At 42.5% G+C, this 16,167-nt stretch carries 15 protein-coding genes; 10 read left to right on the plus strand and 5 right to left on the minus strand.

Annotated elements, in window-relative coordinates; translation table 11 throughout:
* Positions 1 to 113: 113 nt before the first annotated feature.
* Positions 114 to 1,472, minus strand: a complete 1,359-nt coding sequence (locus tag M1D81_RS01800; protein ID WP_456265812.1) for a hypothetical protein — start codon at positions 1,470 to 1,472, stop codon at positions 114 to 116.
* A gap of 148 nt (positions 1,473 to 1,620) precedes the next feature.
* On the opposite strand from M1D81_RS01800, the gene M1D81_RS01805 reads away from it, so the two are divergent.
* Both M1D81_RS01805 and M1D81_RS01810 read left to right on the plus strand, forming a co-directional pair.
* Complete coding sequence (locus tag M1D81_RS01805; RefSeq protein ID WP_456265811.1) at positions 1,621 to 2,394, plus strand: IclR family transcriptional regulator; 774 nt, start codon at positions 1,621 to 1,623, stop codon at positions 2,392 to 2,394.
* Between the two features lie 85 nt (positions 2,395 to 2,479).
* Complete coding sequence (locus tag M1D81_RS01810) at positions 2,480 to 3,037, plus strand: shikimate kinase (RefSeq protein WP_003214270.1); 558 nt, start codon at positions 2,480 to 2,482, stop codon at positions 3,035 to 3,037.
* A gap of 56 nt (positions 3,038 to 3,093) precedes the next feature.
* On the opposite strand, the gene M1D81_RS01815 is transcribed toward M1D81_RS01810, so the two are convergent.
* Positions 3,094 to 4,244, minus strand: a protein-coding gene (locus M1D81_RS01815; protein ID WP_456265364.1) for an IS3 family transposase whose coding sequence is annotated in 2 segments (ribosomal slippage) — positions 3,094 to 3,971 and positions 3,971 to 4,244 — 1,152 coding nt in all. Because the reading frame shifts where the segments join, the coding sequence is not laid out codon by codon here.
* A 425-nt stretch (positions 4,245 to 4,669) separates the two neighbouring features.
* On the opposite strand from M1D81_RS01815, the gene M1D81_RS01820 reads away from it, so the two are divergent.
* From M1D81_RS01820 to M1D81_RS01830, 3 genes are all read left to right on the plus strand, one after another.
* A complete protein-coding gene (locus M1D81_RS01820) occupies positions 4,670 to 5,617 on the plus strand; it encodes a dihydrodipicolinate synthase family protein (protein ID WP_456265810.1) in 948 nt (315 codons plus the stop codon).
* Between the two features lie 77 nt (positions 5,618 to 5,694).
* The gene (locus M1D81_RS01825) at positions 5,695 to 6,702 is read left to right on the plus strand and encodes a LacI family DNA-binding transcriptional regulator (RefSeq protein WP_456265809.1); all 1,008 of its coding nucleotides are present in this window, start codon (positions 5,695 to 5,697) and stop codon (positions 6,700 to 6,702) included.
* 120 nt (positions 6,703 to 6,822) lie between these two features.
* Complete coding sequence (locus tag M1D81_RS01830; RefSeq protein WP_456265808.1) at positions 6,823 to 8,199, plus strand: MFS transporter; 1,377 nt, start codon at positions 6,823 to 6,825, stop codon at positions 8,197 to 8,199.
* A gap of 210 nt (positions 8,200 to 8,409) precedes the next feature.
* Here the strand turns inward: M1D81_RS01830 and M1D81_RS01835 are convergent, their stop codons facing one another.
* Positions 8,410 to 9,183, minus strand: a complete 774-nt coding sequence (locus M1D81_RS01835) for a class I SAM-dependent methyltransferase (RefSeq protein WP_025092802.1) — start codon at positions 9,181 to 9,183, stop codon at positions 8,410 to 8,412.
* Between the two features lie 116 nt (positions 9,184 to 9,299).
* On the opposite strand from M1D81_RS01835, the gene M1D81_RS01840 reads away from it, so the two are divergent.
* Positions 9,300 to 10,217, plus strand: coding sequence for a LysR substrate-binding domain-containing protein (locus M1D81_RS01840; protein ID WP_456267170.1), 918 nt, complete (start codon positions 9,300 to 9,302; stop codon positions 10,215 to 10,217).
* A gap of 45 nt (positions 10,218 to 10,262) precedes the next feature.
* Here the strand turns inward: M1D81_RS01840 and M1D81_RS01845 are convergent, their stop codons facing one another.
* Positions 10,263 to 11,048, minus strand: a complete 786-nt coding sequence (locus M1D81_RS01845; RefSeq protein WP_456265807.1) for a carbon-nitrogen family hydrolase — start codon at positions 11,046 to 11,048, stop codon at positions 10,263 to 10,265.
* A 212-nt stretch (positions 11,049 to 11,260) separates the two neighbouring features.
* On the opposite strand from M1D81_RS01845, the gene M1D81_RS01850 reads away from it, so the two are divergent.
* A complete protein-coding gene (locus tag M1D81_RS01850; protein WP_456265806.1) occupies positions 11,261 to 12,217 on the plus strand; it encodes an acetylxylan esterase in 957 nt (318 codons plus the stop codon).
* 35 nt (positions 12,218 to 12,252) lie between these two features.
* Here M1D81_RS01850 and M1D81_RS01855 read toward each other — a convergent pair whose 3' ends face one another.
* A complete protein-coding gene (locus M1D81_RS01855; RefSeq protein ID WP_456265805.1) occupies positions 12,253 to 12,567 on the minus strand; it encodes a hypothetical protein in 315 nt (104 codons plus the stop codon).
* A 92-nt stretch (positions 12,568 to 12,659) separates the two neighbouring features.
* Here M1D81_RS01855 and M1D81_RS01860 point away from each other — a divergent pair, with 92 nt between their 5' ends.
* The 3 genes from M1D81_RS01860 (at position 12,660) to pruA (ending at position 16,080) form a co-directional block, all read left to right on the plus strand.
* A complete protein-coding gene (locus tag M1D81_RS01860) occupies positions 12,660 to 13,430 on the plus strand; it encodes a nucleotidyltransferase domain-containing protein (protein ID WP_456267169.1) in 771 nt (256 codons plus the stop codon).
* 161 nt (positions 13,431 to 13,591) lie between these two features.
* Positions 13,592 to 14,509 (plus strand): proline dehydrogenase family protein, encoded by a 918-nt coding sequence (locus M1D81_RS01865; protein WP_456265804.1) that lies wholly within the window; start codon positions 13,592 to 13,594, stop codon positions 14,507 to 14,509.
* A gap of 23 nt (positions 14,510 to 14,532) precedes the next feature.
* Complete coding sequence (gene pruA / locus M1D81_RS01870) at positions 14,533 to 16,080, plus strand: L-glutamate gamma-semialdehyde dehydrogenase (protein WP_456265803.1); 1,548 nt, start codon at positions 14,533 to 14,535, stop codon at positions 16,078 to 16,080.
* Positions 16,081 to 16,167: the final 87 nt, after the last annotated feature.

The raw sequence follows: 16,167 nt of genomic DNA on the forward strand, positions 1-16,167 counted from the left end.
TCCTAGACTGCAAAGGTTTTCTATCACGCTGAAAAGAAGACAAAGGGCTAAAATCAAGATCATTTTAGCCCTTTGTCAACAGTCTGAGAGAACTCAAGGATGAGTTCTCTTTTTTATGTATAAAAGATAACGGTGATAATCGCTGCACATGCGATACCCATGCTGATATAAAGGCTGGCAAACCATATATTCCAGCGAGTGATACGGTAAGGGTTGACCTTCATCAAATCAGCCAATAAGGAGACAGAAACATTAAAAGGACTAAACATGACAGTTGATGTGCCAGCAACGATCAGCATGATTGCGATCGGAAGGGCAGGCAGTTCATGGATGACTGGTGCCATCATGCTGACTAACAAAGCAAGCGAGACGAGCGGGTGAAAACCGCAAAGGGCGGTGATCAGAAAATACAACCCAATGACACAATAAACCCAAATGGCATGGTCTGATATACTGACAATAAATGCTTGAATCGGCTGCATACTGTTTGTCGCAAGGAGCATATCGACAAAGAAGCCTGCACTTAAAAATAGACACATATAGTTGGAGAGCTGACGGGTTCTTTCTTTCCAATGAGGCACAGAGACAGCGATATATTGTTTTCTTTTTTTGATAACAGAAGAGAATAATAGAGCAAATGGAATAATCGTCAGTACTACAGCGAATAAATAGCCTTTCCCAATCCATGCATCGACAAGTGAGACGACTGTCATAAAACCCAGCAGCATGAAAGCGAGCTGAAGGGTTTTTCGCTTAATTCGGTGAGGATTGGCGTTTGTTTCTGAAGACTGAATGATGTTTGGTAATCGTTTGCTTTGACGAGAAAAAAGCATCCAATCTATCGCCATCACCACGACCATTAAACCAAAAGTAATAGGTGCAATTTGATAATATTTTAGTTTGGTTGCATCAATGGTGACGCTTACCAGTACTTCAACAGGACTCCAGCTTAAACATAATGCATATGACCTTAAGAGGTTGCGTGTATAAAGATGTTGTTTCACTTGTTCTTTTAGGGATTCGAGCGACGGTTTGAGCGATGTATATAGTAAAGGAATCGTCGCGATATTTAAAAACATGCCGAGTATATGAGTGACAAATGAACTCTTGCGATAAAGCTGGTTTGAGCTCGTTGTATGCAGTGTGAGCAGTTTATTTAATTGTGTATCGAAATGTCCAACATGTATGAGAGAATGAATAAAAGGCAGCATGAAAAAGAGAGAAAGCAAGCCCAGCATGGAATGAAAGTGAAGAAAAAACGTGTGCAATGGCTGGCCGGATAAGAAGAATAAGAACAACCCAATGATGAGAAATACAGCACCTGTTTTCAAATAAAGCCCGCTTGCTTTCTTAAAAGAAATGGTGAGCGAAGCAGCAGCCAGCAGACCAACAAAATAGGAGAGTATAGGAGCAGGAAATAGTTGATGAACAATATATAGACTGATAAGAAGTGTAAAAACGAGCAAGTACATTCAAATATCTCCTCCATCAAATATCTTCAAGTGATTTTATTCCGTCTAGTGGAATTTGTTTTCTTTTAGTGGAACGTTTAAAATGGATTATAGCAAAATCGATCGTTGATGTCGATAAGAAATCAAAGGGGAAAAGGAGAAAGTGAATATGGCTGATAAGAAGTCAAAAGAAGAATCAGGACTGCGTACAGTTCAGCGTGCTTTGGATATTCTGTATTGTTTTAGTGAAGAACGTCAAGAGCTGACGCTAACGGATATTTCAAAAGAGATGAATTTAGCAATGTCTACGACAACGAGACTGCTCAAGGCACTTGAAATGAATCATTTTGTGGAGAAGAATCAAGAAACAATGAAATACCGATTGGGTCAAAGACTTTATCTCCTCGGATACATTGCAGGGAAGTCCATTAAATTGAGAGAACTGGCTAAACCACTCATGTACTCACTTCGTGATGAAACAAAAGAAACCGTCAACCTGTATGTACTGGATTCAACCAGCAGGGTTTGTATTGAACAAGCGGAAGGGCTGCAATCGATTCGGCATCTTGTCAAGATTGGTGAGAAGCTGCCATTGTACGCAGGTGCAGGCGGAAAGGTATTATTGGCATTTCAAAGTGAAGAATTTCAACAAAAAGTATTAGCGTCTGAGGCTGATCATGTGAAGAGAGATGACTGGCAAGAGGAACGTAAACATATTCTTGACACGTATACGTCTTGCAGCATCGATGAACGAGAGGTAGGATCTGCGGCAGTAGCTGCACCAGTCTTTAATATTCATGGGGAAGTGAAGGCTTGTTTATCCATATCTGGTCCAACCCATCGGTTTACTGAAGAAGTCATTCCTCAGCTGCAGCAAAAAGTAAAAGAACAGGCACAGAGGCTTTCTGAACAGCTCGGCTACGTCGTCAAACACAATTTTTAAGATTGCCTATCTTTTCACGCTCCATTTATCATATAATAGAAACATTATGTAGCATTCCTTGTCGTAGGGAGGACGTGTCACGATCATGAAAATCAATAGAGAAATTCCTGTAAGACAGCGGAATATTGTCCTCATTGGCTTTATGGGTGTTGGGAAAACAACCATTGGGCAGCTGGTTGCCAAAAAGCTATATAGAGATTTTATTGATGTCGATCAGGAGATTGAGAAAAAGTACAACATGACGATTCCAGAGATGTTTCAGCAAAAAGGAGAAGCATTCTTCAGGCAGGCTGAAAAGGATTATATCGTCGATTTATGTGAACATACACAGCTCAAGATCGTCTCCCTTGGAGGCGGTGCATTCAAACAGGAAGAAATCAAACGCGCCTGCTTGAAGCATTGTACCGTTCTTTTCCTTGATCTATCGTGGGAGAATTGGAAGCAGCGGCTTGATATTTTAATCGAAAACCGTCCTGTTCTTCACAACCGGACACTTGATGAGATGAAAGAGCTGTTTGAAGAGCGCCGGGAGATTTATTCTCTTCATAACTCAAGAGTGGAAACAGATCATTTAGAGGCTGAGGAAGTCGCCAATTATATTGTGGACACACTCAAGCTTGGCTGGGATTTATATTCGAAATAAAAAAGTCTACCGTTGAGGGACTGACCCCCGTTTTTGAGACAGGGATCAAAACACCTTTATACAGCCAATTGCCGATAGTTTATCGGTGATTGGTTGTTTAGTTTCGTTTGAATACGAATGTTGTTATAATAATAAATGTATTCTTTGACAGTGCGTTCTACGATGTTGGTCGTAGTTCGATCAATGCTGTTAAGATAGAACGTTTCAGACTTTAGTGAGGAATGAAACGATTCGATGGAGGCATTATCAGCGGGTGTCCCTTTACGGGACATGCTCATGGTAATGCCTTTTATATGAACAGCTTTCTGATACTCGTAAGATGTATACACAGAACCTTGGTCGCTATGTAACACGCAGTTCTCAGGCAGTGCTGGGAGCTGATCAAGTGTGTTTAAGATAAAGTCTGTGTCCTGCTTATCACCAATCGTAAAAGCAATCACTTCTCCATTATATAAATCCAATATACTGGAAAGGTACAATTGTTTCTGTCCATAAGGCAAATACGTGATGTCCGTTACTAGTTTTTCAAGAGGGCGATCAGACTGAAAGTTCCGATCGAGTATATTACCAGCCACGGCATAGGGTTGCCCATTCTTCTTACGCTTTTTCATTTTAACCCGGCATTGCCACTGGTTTTTCTGCATGATACGTTGAACAGTTTTATGGTTAATACGCATTCCCACTTTTAGTATGGCTGTAATTTTTCGGTATCCATATCGATACTTGTGCTCTCGGCACAACGTGCCGATTTGTTTCTCTAGTTGTCTTTTAGAATGATTCTGAGTCAGATTCTTTTTCCATCTATAGAACGAAGCGCGTGAGATGCCTAAATGGACACAGATGTCCTGTACTGTCATCTTTTTGCGCAATTCTTCTACCAGTTTGATTGACGTTTCCTTATCAACTTCCTTTCCAATTCGTTGTACTTTTTTAAAACTTCATTCTGTTGACTCAGATAGCGATTTTCTGCCCGCAGTCTCTCTAATTCGGAAGAGTACTCGGGACCCTTTCCATAGGTATATTGTTTTCCAACAGGCTGTTCGAACCGGTGTGTATCCCCAGCCTTATGCCACCTCACCCATGTTTGAACCTGCGTTTTATTTTTGATATTCAATTCTTGCATGATCTCTTTCATAGGTACGCCTGCCAATCTCATGTCTACAGCCTTCTGTTTGACTTCAACCGGATAACTCACTCTTGTCCCCATAGAAAAACACCTCCATGTTTTATATCGGATCACAACGATCCGTTTTCAAACTTGAAGGTGTTTTTTATTTGTCTCATCTTATGGGGTCAGTCCCTTGAGGGTAGACTTTTTTTCTATTGAATTCTTTTCCTTCGTACATATGATGATGCTTTGACAACCAAAATGTATTTATCCTTTTTTTGGTGTGCAGCCGTTTGGAAAAAGCGGTGATCCTCCTTCAATCAATTCATGATGATGAGTTTTTTGATATAGATCATTTTCTTTTTCGGAAAAATAAAATAGTATCTAAATTTTAATAAGAGTTTTTTGAATTATGATAATCTTTAAAAAATAATGTTGACATCTTCCGTGAGGACATTCTATGATTGTTTACGTAAACGCTTACGGTAAACGTTTACTATAATCGAATGGGGAGGAATTTGTTGATGAAAAATAAAGAAAAATGGAGCGGTGTATTCCCGGCGGTCTTAATTCCTTTTAAAGATGACTATTCAATTGATGAACCTGCTTTTCGTAAGCTTGTTCGCTGGGTGGCGGAGCACGAAGGAATTAACGGGATTGTTGTCAATGGACATACTGGCGAGATTATGACTTTGCTGCCACATGAACGAGCTGAGGCTGTGCGTATTGCAGCCGACGAATTAAAAGGGGAAGTACCTGTCATTTCCGGGGTTTCAGCTGAAGGGACAATTGAAGCGATCCAGCATGCAAAAGCAGTTCAAGAAGCTGGTGGAGAAGGTATCCTTCTCATGCCGCCGCATTCATGGCTGAGATTCGGTATGCAGCCTGAATCACCTGTCCAATTCTTTAAAGATGTTGCAGAAGCGATTGACATTTCAGTCATCGTCCATCAATATCCAACGTGGACAAAAACCTCATATACAACGAATCAATTACTAGAAATGTCGGAAATTGAAAATGTTGTCTCATTCAAAATTGGTCAAAGAGACATGGCACAATATGAAGTCGATGTGCGCGCACTGAAAAAGCATGCACCAGATGTATCGCTGCTCACATGTCACGATGAATATTTATTGCCAACATTAGTTCAAGGGATTGATGGAGCGCTTGTCGGTTTCGGCTGTTTTGTGCCAGATTTAATCGCTGAACTTGTGAAATGTGTGGAAGAACAAGACCTTGCAGCAGCTAATAAAGTGTACGATAGAATCTTTGAATTAAAGCATGCTGTATATAAAATGGATGAACCTTCCTCTACCTCTCATCTGCGAATGAAGGAAGCGATGTTCCAGAGAGGTTTGATCAGCAGTTCGCTTGCTAGAAAGCCGGTATTACCTTTAACTCAAAAGGAAAAAGAAGAGATTCGCCAGGGCCTTCAAAGTGTTGGTTTGCTTAAGGAAAACGTCAGTAGATAACAGACCATTGATTTCATGATGAAGGTGAGTCAGGTTATAATAGGGTATAAAACAACAGACTCCCGGAGGTATGAAATGTGTCAGTAAGTATTAAAGATGTCGCATTGAAAGCAGGAGTGTCTATAGCCTCTGTTTCCCGAGTATTAAGTGGAAAACCAGGAGTAGGCGCTCAAACGGCTGAAAGAATCAAGCAAGTGATTGATGAGTTAGGCTACCGCCCTAATTTAGGAGCGAGAGGGCTCGTGAAAAGAAAGACTGGGAATATCGCTGTAGTGGTTCCCCGCGGTTCATATATTTTGAATAATCCATTTTTTTCAACGATTTTAGATGGCATAGCGAAGGAATTAGATGAGACCGAATTCAATATGCTGATGTCATTTACATCTGTTCAGCAGCAGCGATTACTGGAGACGCAGGCTGTAGATGGTGCCATTTTATTTTCTCCAAGAAATGAAGAATTGAGCATGGATTGGTTAAAAAGTTTGGCTATTCCCATTATCGTTGTCGGAAGTTACTTAGAGGATTCTCCATTTCCATGTGTCAGGCCAGATGATGAAGAAGGTGTTTGTCAATCTGTAACGGCCTTATTTGATAAAGGTCATCGAACCATTGGGCTGGTCAATGGTCCAATGAGTTCGATGCATAGTGTAAGGTATTACAAGGGATATGAGCGCACACTGAAACGTTTAGGATTAACAATGAACAAAGAGCTTGTGTTTGAGTTAGATGAATTTGATGGGGGAAAAGTAGTAGAAGTGGTTTCTCAATTTCTCCAAGGAAACCAGCACATGACTGGAGTTGTTTGCTCTTCAGATTTTTTGGCGGTAGGGGTCATGAAAGCGGCAGAAAACGCAAATGTGTCAATACCTCATGATTTGTCTGTCGTTGGTGCTGATGATGTGCCCATTGCAAGTTTTCTCACCCCGTCTTTATCTTCTGTTCATGTTGATTTAGTTGGAATGGGAAGAAAAGCTGTTTCTTTACTAACACAGTTATTGGAAGGAGAACAGTTAGAAGCGATGGAGCATATTTTCCCTATGTATTATATAGATCGGGGCACCACTGGAACGCCAAAAAAGATTTGATAGATGCTGAAAACTCGTATGAACGCTGCAGAATTTCTCTTGACTTAAAATGTAAGCGGTTTCTCCGGCGCTCTTCGGCATGTACTTTTGCATCATTTCCTCTAATAAGGAGGAGATACCATGACGTTAGAACTCAGCGGAAATTCAAATTCTCAAGGTGGGCAAGTTGTTGATAGAGCTTCACAACTATTGACCAGGATGGAAAGTGTACCTTTTTCGAGGTGGCATTTAAAACCTCGGATCATTATGGGATCTGCTACCTTTTTTGATGCGTTTGATGCGCTATCTTTAGCGTTTGTTCTCCCGGTCCTCATCGGCATGTGGAATTTATCACCTGCTCAAATTGGCCTTCTTATTGGGTCTGGTTATATAGGACAAGCGATTGGTGCTATTTTCTTTGGGTGGTTAGCAGAAAGGCGCGGCCGTGTATTTAGTGCAAAGTGGACGGTGTTCCTCATGTCTATTATGAGTATCGCTTGTGTATTTTCAGGTAATTTTATGGCCCTTTTTATTTTCCGCTTTATACAAGGGATTGGAGTTGGAGGAGAGGTGCCGGTAGCAGCCTCGTATATCAATGAGTTGTCCCGGGCCCAAGGAAGAGGCAGATTTTTTATGCTTTATGAGATGATTTTTCCATTAGGATTAATGATCTCAGCTCAAATTGGCGCTTTCGTCGTACCTAGCTTTGGGTGGAAATGGATGTTCTTGATTGGAGGCATTGGAGGTTTAATCGTCTTTGGATTCTTTTTCATGCTGCGTGAATCGCCAAGGTGGCTTATTTCGAAAGGCAGGTTAGATGAAGCCGAAAGAATTATTGAAGAAATTGAAGCTAGTACTGACAAACGAATGCCTGTCGCAAATCAAGTATCCAGCAGTACTGAAAAAGGCGACTGGAAAGAGCTATTTTCAACTTTTTACCGTAAAAGAACATTGGTCGTATGGGGACTATGGTTTTCTGCCTACTTTGTATCGAATGGTTTAAATAACTGGTTACCGAGTCTTTATAATACTGTTTACCATTTGCCAGTTGGAGATTCATTAAGGGCAGCATCTCTCACAAATATTTTACAGACTGTAGGGGTATTCGCTTGTGCATTTTTAATTGATAAAGTGGGTCGGAAGCGCTGGGCAACCATTGCATTTGTATTAACAGGTGTTTTATTAACTACTTTATGGGTCAGCGGAGCGACTTCACCAGAAAGCGTCATCTATTTAGGGTCTGCTGCTTACGGAATGATGGGGACAATTACAGTTCTTCTCTATCTATATACACCTGAAATTTATCCGACACGAATGAGGGTGATTGGAACGGCATTTGCTACAGCGTGGCTTAGACTGGCCTCAGCGATCGCTCCTATTATGATAGGTTTTATTTTAGAGGTAAGCGGTGTTTCAACTATTTTTATTCTTTTTGCAAGTGTGACGGTAGTGGGAGCAATTCTTGCTTTTAAAATGATCGAAACGCGCGAGAAAGTACTAGAGGATATTGCACCGTAAGTAACGCATGCAGTAAAGAACTTATTCCAAAGAGGGTAGGTTCTTTTTTATTCAGAGAATCTAAAATGCCTCACCTATCTCCGTTCATTTATCATATAATAGAAACAGGATCTAGTCGTGAAGAGAGACGTGTCACGAACATGAAAAGCCACCTGTGAAACAGTGAAGATTAAAAAAGTCTACCGGCGATGGTAGACTTTTTCTATCAGTTTAATGCTTGATTCCCTGAAGCAGTGCAGCTTTTAAACAGAAGGAAATGGGCTGATGCTGCGCATCGAATTGAAGCTGAAACAGCTGCTTTGTGTCAGGGTCTGCGGCTTGAAGGTGGGAAACGATCTCCTTTTGAATATTCTCTGGCGTGCGTCCGCGTATAATCCAGTCCTGATAATCAATATGCAGATCCCAGTAACGAATCTCTTTCTGAGTCAATTGGTTGTCATCGAAAAGCTCTTTCCATTCTGATAACGAGCTTTCCCGCACATGAGAAGGGTCTCTCAGTCTATTTAAGTGATTAATAAATGAATCCTGTGCAGGGTTTTCAGGTGCATAATGGTCGACGAGCAGAAATTGGCCGCCTTTTTTTAAGACTCGGCTGATTTCAGACATGGCTGCCGGAAGGTTTGGAAAGTGGTGAGCAGCAAATCGGCACGTCACTAAATCAAATGATTCATCAGAGAAGGGCAATGCTTCTGCGGCTGCCTGCTCAAAAGTAATGTGGTTCAGGTGGCGTTCTTCCGCAAGTGCTGCTGCAATCTCGATCATTTTTTGCGTGACATCAATGCCGACCCCTTTAGAGATAACGTCTGAAAAGGAAAAAACGGTATGTCCTGCCGCGCAGCCAATATCAAGTAAATGCTCATGTCCCTTCGCATTTGCTGTTGTTTTCATCCATTCCAGCTCTTCTCCGGCTGCAAATATAGGTGAATCTCGATAGTTCTCGGCATTTTGTGAAAATTGGTTCTCGGCTTTAGCATATGGATTCATTTCTTTTCCCCCTTTGTGGTCTCTTTATCGTAGAATTCCTTCTGTTATTTGTCTAAGACATAAAAGATATGACATGGATAGTTAAAACCTATGAGGTGATGAAAGTGGATATACGAATGATGGAATATGTCATTGAAGTGTACCGGCAGCAAAGTTTTACAAAAGCAGCGGATCAACTTCATATTGCACAGCCTTCTTTAAGCCAGCAAATGAAGAAGCTGGAAGAGGAATTAGACACACCGCTATTTATTCGAAAGTATGGACAAGTAACGCCCACACCTCAAGGGAGACGATTCATTAAAAGGGCTGAGAATATTTTGAAGGAAAGAGATGATTTGCTGCGTGAAATGGGAGAAGCAGCTTATGAAATCGGGAAAGAGCTGAACATTGGAGCGCCAGCAGTCACAGGGGGATATATCTTGCCCGGCTTATTAAAAACCTTTTGTCAAACGTATCCTCATGTCGACGTTCAATTGATAGAAGGTTCACCTCGTGAGCTCGAAAAACTTCTATTGGCCGGAAAACTGGATTTGGCTATTTTATCTATGCCTGTCGAGCATGAATCATTGAAAATGAAACAAATGCTGACAGAGCCGCTCCTTCTTGCAGTTCCGCAAGCTGCACAGCCATGGTTATCAGAGGAATTGAACGAGATTATCAAGCAAGCAGGGCAAAAAGAGTCCGGTCACGAAATCGTTCCCTTTCAGCTTCTTGAAGGTATCCCATTTATTATGCTGAAAGAGGGATACGGTTTTCGGCAAGTGGTCACGGAACTGTGCCGTTATCACGGTTTTCAGCCAAAAACGGCTTTTGAAACAAGTCATATTCAAACAGCGCAGGCATTGGTCAAAAACGAACTAGGTGTGACCGTTGTGCCGAAAATGGTAGCACAAGAGGATAGGAACGGGGTCATTTATTTACACATTGATTCATGCCCAACCCGCACACTTGTGTTTGCATATGTGGAAGAAAGGTATTTAACGAAAGCCGCTCAAGCCTTTATGGACCTTTATCAGAATCAAGGGAAAGCTTAAACAAACGTTTAATTAAACGCAAAAAGCAGGGGAGCACCCTGCTTTTTAATATAAGTCGAGACGCTGATCTGTCATAACCGGAATTTGCTGTCTGACTTCATCCACCAGCTGAAGATCAATTTCAGCATAATAAATATCTTCGTCATCGTTTGTTTCAAGCAGGATGCGGCCGAGTGGATCAATCACCATAGAGTGTCCAGGGAATGCCGTGTCTCTGCTTGTGCCTGTTCTGTTAACAGCAATCATAAATGACTGGTTTTCAATCGCTCTTGCGATGAGCAGGCTGCGCCAATGGTCCACTCTTGCTGACGGCCATTGCGCCGTATTGACGAGCACCTTCGCTCCTTTGTTCACAAGTGTTCTGGAAAGCTGCGGGAAGCGGAGATCGTAGCAGATCATCGCACCAATCGTCACATCTTCACCATAGTCAAATAAACCAAGCTGATCACCAGCAGTTAGATAGTTGTGCTCATCCATTAAGTGGAATAAATGAATTTTATCATAATCTAACAAAAGCTCACCTTGGCGGTTAAAGACATACATCGTGTTGGTGATGTGTTCATCTTCTGTCCGTTTATTTAATACACTGCCTGCGATGAGATACACTTGATGCTTACGTGCAAAGGAGGAAAAGAGCTGTTTTGTGCGTTCACCGTTTACATCCGCAAGCTGATCGGCTTGCTCAAGGGCGTAGCCGGTATTCCACATTTCGGGTAAAATGATCAAATCAGGCTGCTCGCGGACCGCTTCTTCTAAAAACGCTGCTGCTTTTTTAAAATTCACTTCAGGTTCTCCAATTTGTACGTCCATTTGGACAAGGGCGATTTTCATACGAGTTCCTCCTTTATTCGCTAAATATCATGGGTACATCCATGAATGTATGTAATGGTTTATTCTAGTCTTCAAGGCCAGTTTCTTTATCATAAAGGTTTCCATCATCTTTGCCAATAGAAATGTCAGAAGGTTTTGTTAAATGGCTTTCTAACTCAAGAAATCGGTGGTATGATACATATAACGAATAAAACAAAGGGGGATACTCGGATATGCAATTGTTTGATTTGCCGCTTGAAGAGCTAAAAAAATATAAACCAAAGAAAACAGCACGTCCTGATTTCTCAGATTTTTGGAAGAAATCACTCGAAGAACTGCGCCAAGTGGAGGCAGAGCCAACACTTGAACCGTATGACTATCCAGTGAAAGGCGTCAAGGTGTACCGCCTGACGTATCAAAGCTTTGGACATTCTAAAATAGAAGGCTTTTATGCTGTACCTGATCAAACTGGCCCGCATCCAGCGCTCGTTCGTTTTCATGGCTATAATGCCAGCTATGATGGCGGCATTCACGACATCGTCAACTGGGCGCTCCACGGCTATGCCACATTTGGTATGCTCGTCCGCGGTCAAGGCGGCAGTGAAGATCAGACAGTGACACCAGGCGGTCACGCTTTAGGGTGGATGACAAAAGGCATTTTATCAAAAGAGACCTACTATTATCGCGGTGTTTATTTAGATGCGGTTCGTGCACTCGAAGTCATTCAGTCCTTCCCTGAAGTGGATAAACACCGGATCGGCGTGATTGGCGGGAGCCAGGGAGGCGCATTAGCGGTAGCAGCTGCAGCCCTTTCAGATATTCCGAAGGTCGTCGCGGCAGATTACCCTTATTTATCAAACTTTGAGCGTGCAGTGGATGTGGCATTGGAGCAGCCTTATTTAGAAATCAATTCGTACTTTCGGAGAAATAGTGACCCGGAAGTGGAAGAAAAGGCATTTGAGACATTAAGCTATTTTGACTTAATCAATTTAGCTGGATGGGTCAAACAGCCAACATTGATGGCGATCGGTCTGATTGACAAAATTACCCCGCCATCTACTGTGTTTGCGGCATACAACCATTTAGAAACAGATAAAGACCTAAAGGTATATCGCTATTTTGGACACGAGTTTATCCCGGCTTTTCAAACAGAGAAGCTCTCCTTCTTACAAAAGCATTTGCTCAAATAAAAGAAAAAAGAGGCCGCTCTAGGAGGGCCTCTTTTTTAATAACTCGTATTTTGTCTCGTTTTTTCATCAGGTACTAACGCGGTGATAATAAGGGCAAGAGCTGTGATGATATGAAGGATGAATCCGAGTACCGGAATCCATGCGAGGCAGGATGTGATAATCCCAATGATGCTGCCAATTATTGGTCCTTGGTCTCGCTTTGATAAGACGAGTGTGATAATATGCAGAATAAGCATGACCATGAGCGGTGTATAGCCATTGCTAATAATAAATAATCCTCCGATGACAGGGATGGCAAGACAGGCTTCAAAAATCCCGGTGATCCATTTCATGATGCGAGATATAGACATGAGATCCAACTCCTTTTTCATATATGTCTTATTCGTATTTTACCAAAACGTGAAGAAGTCATGCAGATTTCTATAGAAAGAGTTGATGGATGATGAGAGCGAGAATCAAGGAAGAGCTGAAAATCATCGAAGAAACATATGATGTAAAAATTTGCCTCGCGGTCGAATCAGGCAGCAGAGCATGGGGATTCCCCTCGACTGATAGTGATTACGATGTTCGTTTTTTATATGTTCCTCGAAAAGAATGGTATTGGGCGCTGGAAGAACATCGTGATGTCATTGAACGGCCGATTGATGATGTGCTTGATATCAGCGGCTGGGAGCTTAGAAAGGCACTTCGCTTATTCAATAAATCGAATCCATCCATCATGGAATGGTTGTCTTCTGACATCATCTATACTGAATCCTTCTCTTTGGCAAAGCAGCTAAGAGAATTAAAGGACCGAGCGTTTTATCCTCCAGCATTGATGTATCATTACCTCAATATGGCGAAGCGGAATGAAAGCCGGCATTTACGAGGAGAGCAGGTGCGAATCAAGAAATATTTCTATGTGCTTCGTCCGCTGCTTGCCTGTCAGTGGATTGAACGATACCCGACTGTTCCGCCGATGGACTTTCATGAACTGCTCGAAGAACTAGTGGAGGAAGGTCCGCTTTTAGCGGAAATCCATGAGCTGCTCAAACGTAAAATGGACGGAGAAGAAATGGATGTAGAGAACCGCCTCGCTTATGTCCATCCATTTATCGACAAAGAGCTCGCGCGATTTGATGAATTGGTGAAAAGCTACAATCAGCCGAAAGACAACCTGTTGCAAGAATTAAATGAGCTGCTGCAGTCTACCCTTGATGAGGTGTGGGCGTAAGCAGGGAAGAGCCAGCCGGATCACGGCAGGCTCTTTTTTATCTCTTATTGTGATAAAACCACAAAAAAAGTCAGAATTTTTGTCATCTTCAAATATTGTAGCGGACAGCTTATGAGCTTTACAATAAAGACATAGCTTACAAAGAGTGGGAGGTGCCCTTTATGGAGTCGGTCACAAGAAATTTCTTCTTGTTTTTGTCAAAGAGCAGTCTCTTGAACCATATTGCTCGTAATTGGGGAAGTGCTGTTGCATCTAAGAAAATCATCGGAGGGAAGGACTTTGAGAGTGCCATCCCTGTTATCAAGCGATTAAATGACCAAGGAATGGCTGTGACAGTTGATCACCTTGGTGAGTTTGTTACAAAGGCAGAGATTGCCAATGAACGGACGACTGAGTGTATTCAAACCATTCAGCGGATTGCTGAGGCGGGACTCAATTCCCATGTGTCACTCAAAATGACATCCCTTGGCCTGGATATTGACGATGACCTTGTGTATCACAATATGAAACGTATTTTAGATACGGCAGAGAAACACCGTATCATGGTGACCATCGATATGGAGGATGAACAGCGCTGTCAAAAAACGCTGGACATTTTTAAAGAGATGAAATCTCAATATGAGTATGTCAGTACGGTCTTGCAGGCGTATTTGTACAGAACAGAAAAGGATCTTGATGACCTAAATGAGCTGCAGCCATTTTTAAGACTTGTAAAGGGTGCCTATAAGGAATCTGCCGAAGTGGCGTATCCAAACAAAAAAGACGTCGATCTGAATTATCAAAAGCTGATCGAAAAGCAATTGCTCTCAGGGAACTATACAGCCATTGCGACACATGACGATCGAATGATTGAGTTCACGAAAAATATTGTGAAAAAACACAATATACAGACAAATCAGTTCGAATTTCAAATGCTGTACGGCATGAGATCAGAAACGCAGCAGGCACTTGTGAAAGAAGGCTATCAAATGAGGGTCTATACTCCGTATGGACGAGAGTGGTACGGCTACTACATGAGACGTCTTGCAGAACGGCCGGCAAACATTGCCTTTGCTCTAAAAGGGATGACGAGAAAATAATTTGAAACGGGAGCGTGACAAAAATGACAACACCTTACAAGCATGAACCATTCACGGATTTTAGCCAGGAAGAAAACCGCAAAGCGTTTGAACAAGCATTAGCTAAAGTAACCGAATCACTTGGCCAAACCTATCCGCTCGTGATTAATGGAGAAAGAATTGAAACGAAAGACAAGATTGTTTCGATCAATCCAGCGAAAAAGGATGAAGTGGTTGGAACCGTATCGAAGGCCGGGAAGGAAGAGGCAGAGCAGGCGGTTCAAGCAGCAGCGAAAGCATTCGAAACATGGCGCTACACGTTTCCAGAAGAAAGAGCTGGCGTATTATTCAGAGCTGCGGCAAGCATTCGCCGTAAAAAGCATGAGTATTCAGCCCTTCTTGTCAAAGAAGCAGGTAAGCCTTGGAATGAAGCGGATGCAGATACAGCAGAAGCAATTGACTTCCTAGAGTATTATGCCCGTCAAATGCTGGAGCTGGCGAAAGGCAAACCAGTGAACAGCCGCGAAGGGGAACGCAATCAATATGTTTACACACCCACTGGCGTGACGCTCGTGATTCCGCCGTGGAACTTCTTGTTTGCAATCATGGCAGGAACAACAGTAGCCCCAATCGTCACTGGGAATACAGTTGTTTTAAAACCAGCAAGTGCGACGCCTGTCATTGCAGCCCGTTTTGTGGAAGAGCTTGAGCAAGCCGGTCTTCCAAAGGGTGTTGTCAACTTTGTACCAGGAAGCGGAGCAGAGGTCGGGGATTACTTAGTAGATCATCCGAAAACAAGCCTGATTACATTCACTGGATCAAGAGAAGTAGGGACACGTATCTTTGAACGCGCGGCAAAAGTGCAGCCAGGCCAGCAGCATTTAAAACGTGTCATTGCTGAAATGGGCGGTAAGGATACAGTGGTTGTCGATGAGGATGCAGATGTTGAATTAGCGGCTAATGCCATTTTCACATCAGCCTTCGGATTTTCAGGTCAGAAATGTTCAGCTGGATCTCGGGCTGTCGTCCATGAGAAGCTGTATGACCAAGTGGTTGAGCGAGTGAAGGAAATCACAGAAACGAAAACAACAGCCAATCCACTTTCTGCGGATGTTTACATGGGACCTGTCATTGATCAAGCGTCTTTTGACAAGATTACGGATTATATCGAGGTTGGCAAACAGGAAGGCCGCTTAGTCACTGGCGGAACGAGTGATGATTCGGAAGGATACTTTATTCACCCGACCATTTTTGCAGATCTTGAGCCAACTTCCCGTTTAATGCAAGAAGAAATCTTTGGACCGGTCTTGGCTTTCTCGAAAGTCTCTAGCTTTGATGAGGCACTTGAGGTAGCCAACAACACAGAATACGGTTTAACAGGTGCTGTCATTACGAATAATCGTGATCACATCAACCGTGCGAAGCAGGAGTTCCATGTGGGGAACCTTTACTTTAACCGTAACTGCACAGGTGCCATCGTTGGTTACCATCCATTCGGCGGTTTCAAAATGTCAGGAACAGATTCAAAAGCAGGCGGTCCAGATTACCTAGCTCTGCACATGCAGGCAAAAACGATTAGTGAAATGTTTTAATATGGAAAAAGCATGAACCTGCACTGATGGGTTCATGCTTTTTTTGCCTGCCTGCGACTTGTTTCTATACAAATCTGACTGGAAAGA

The sequence above is a fragment of the Bacillus sp. JZ105 genome (assembly GCF_053903125.1).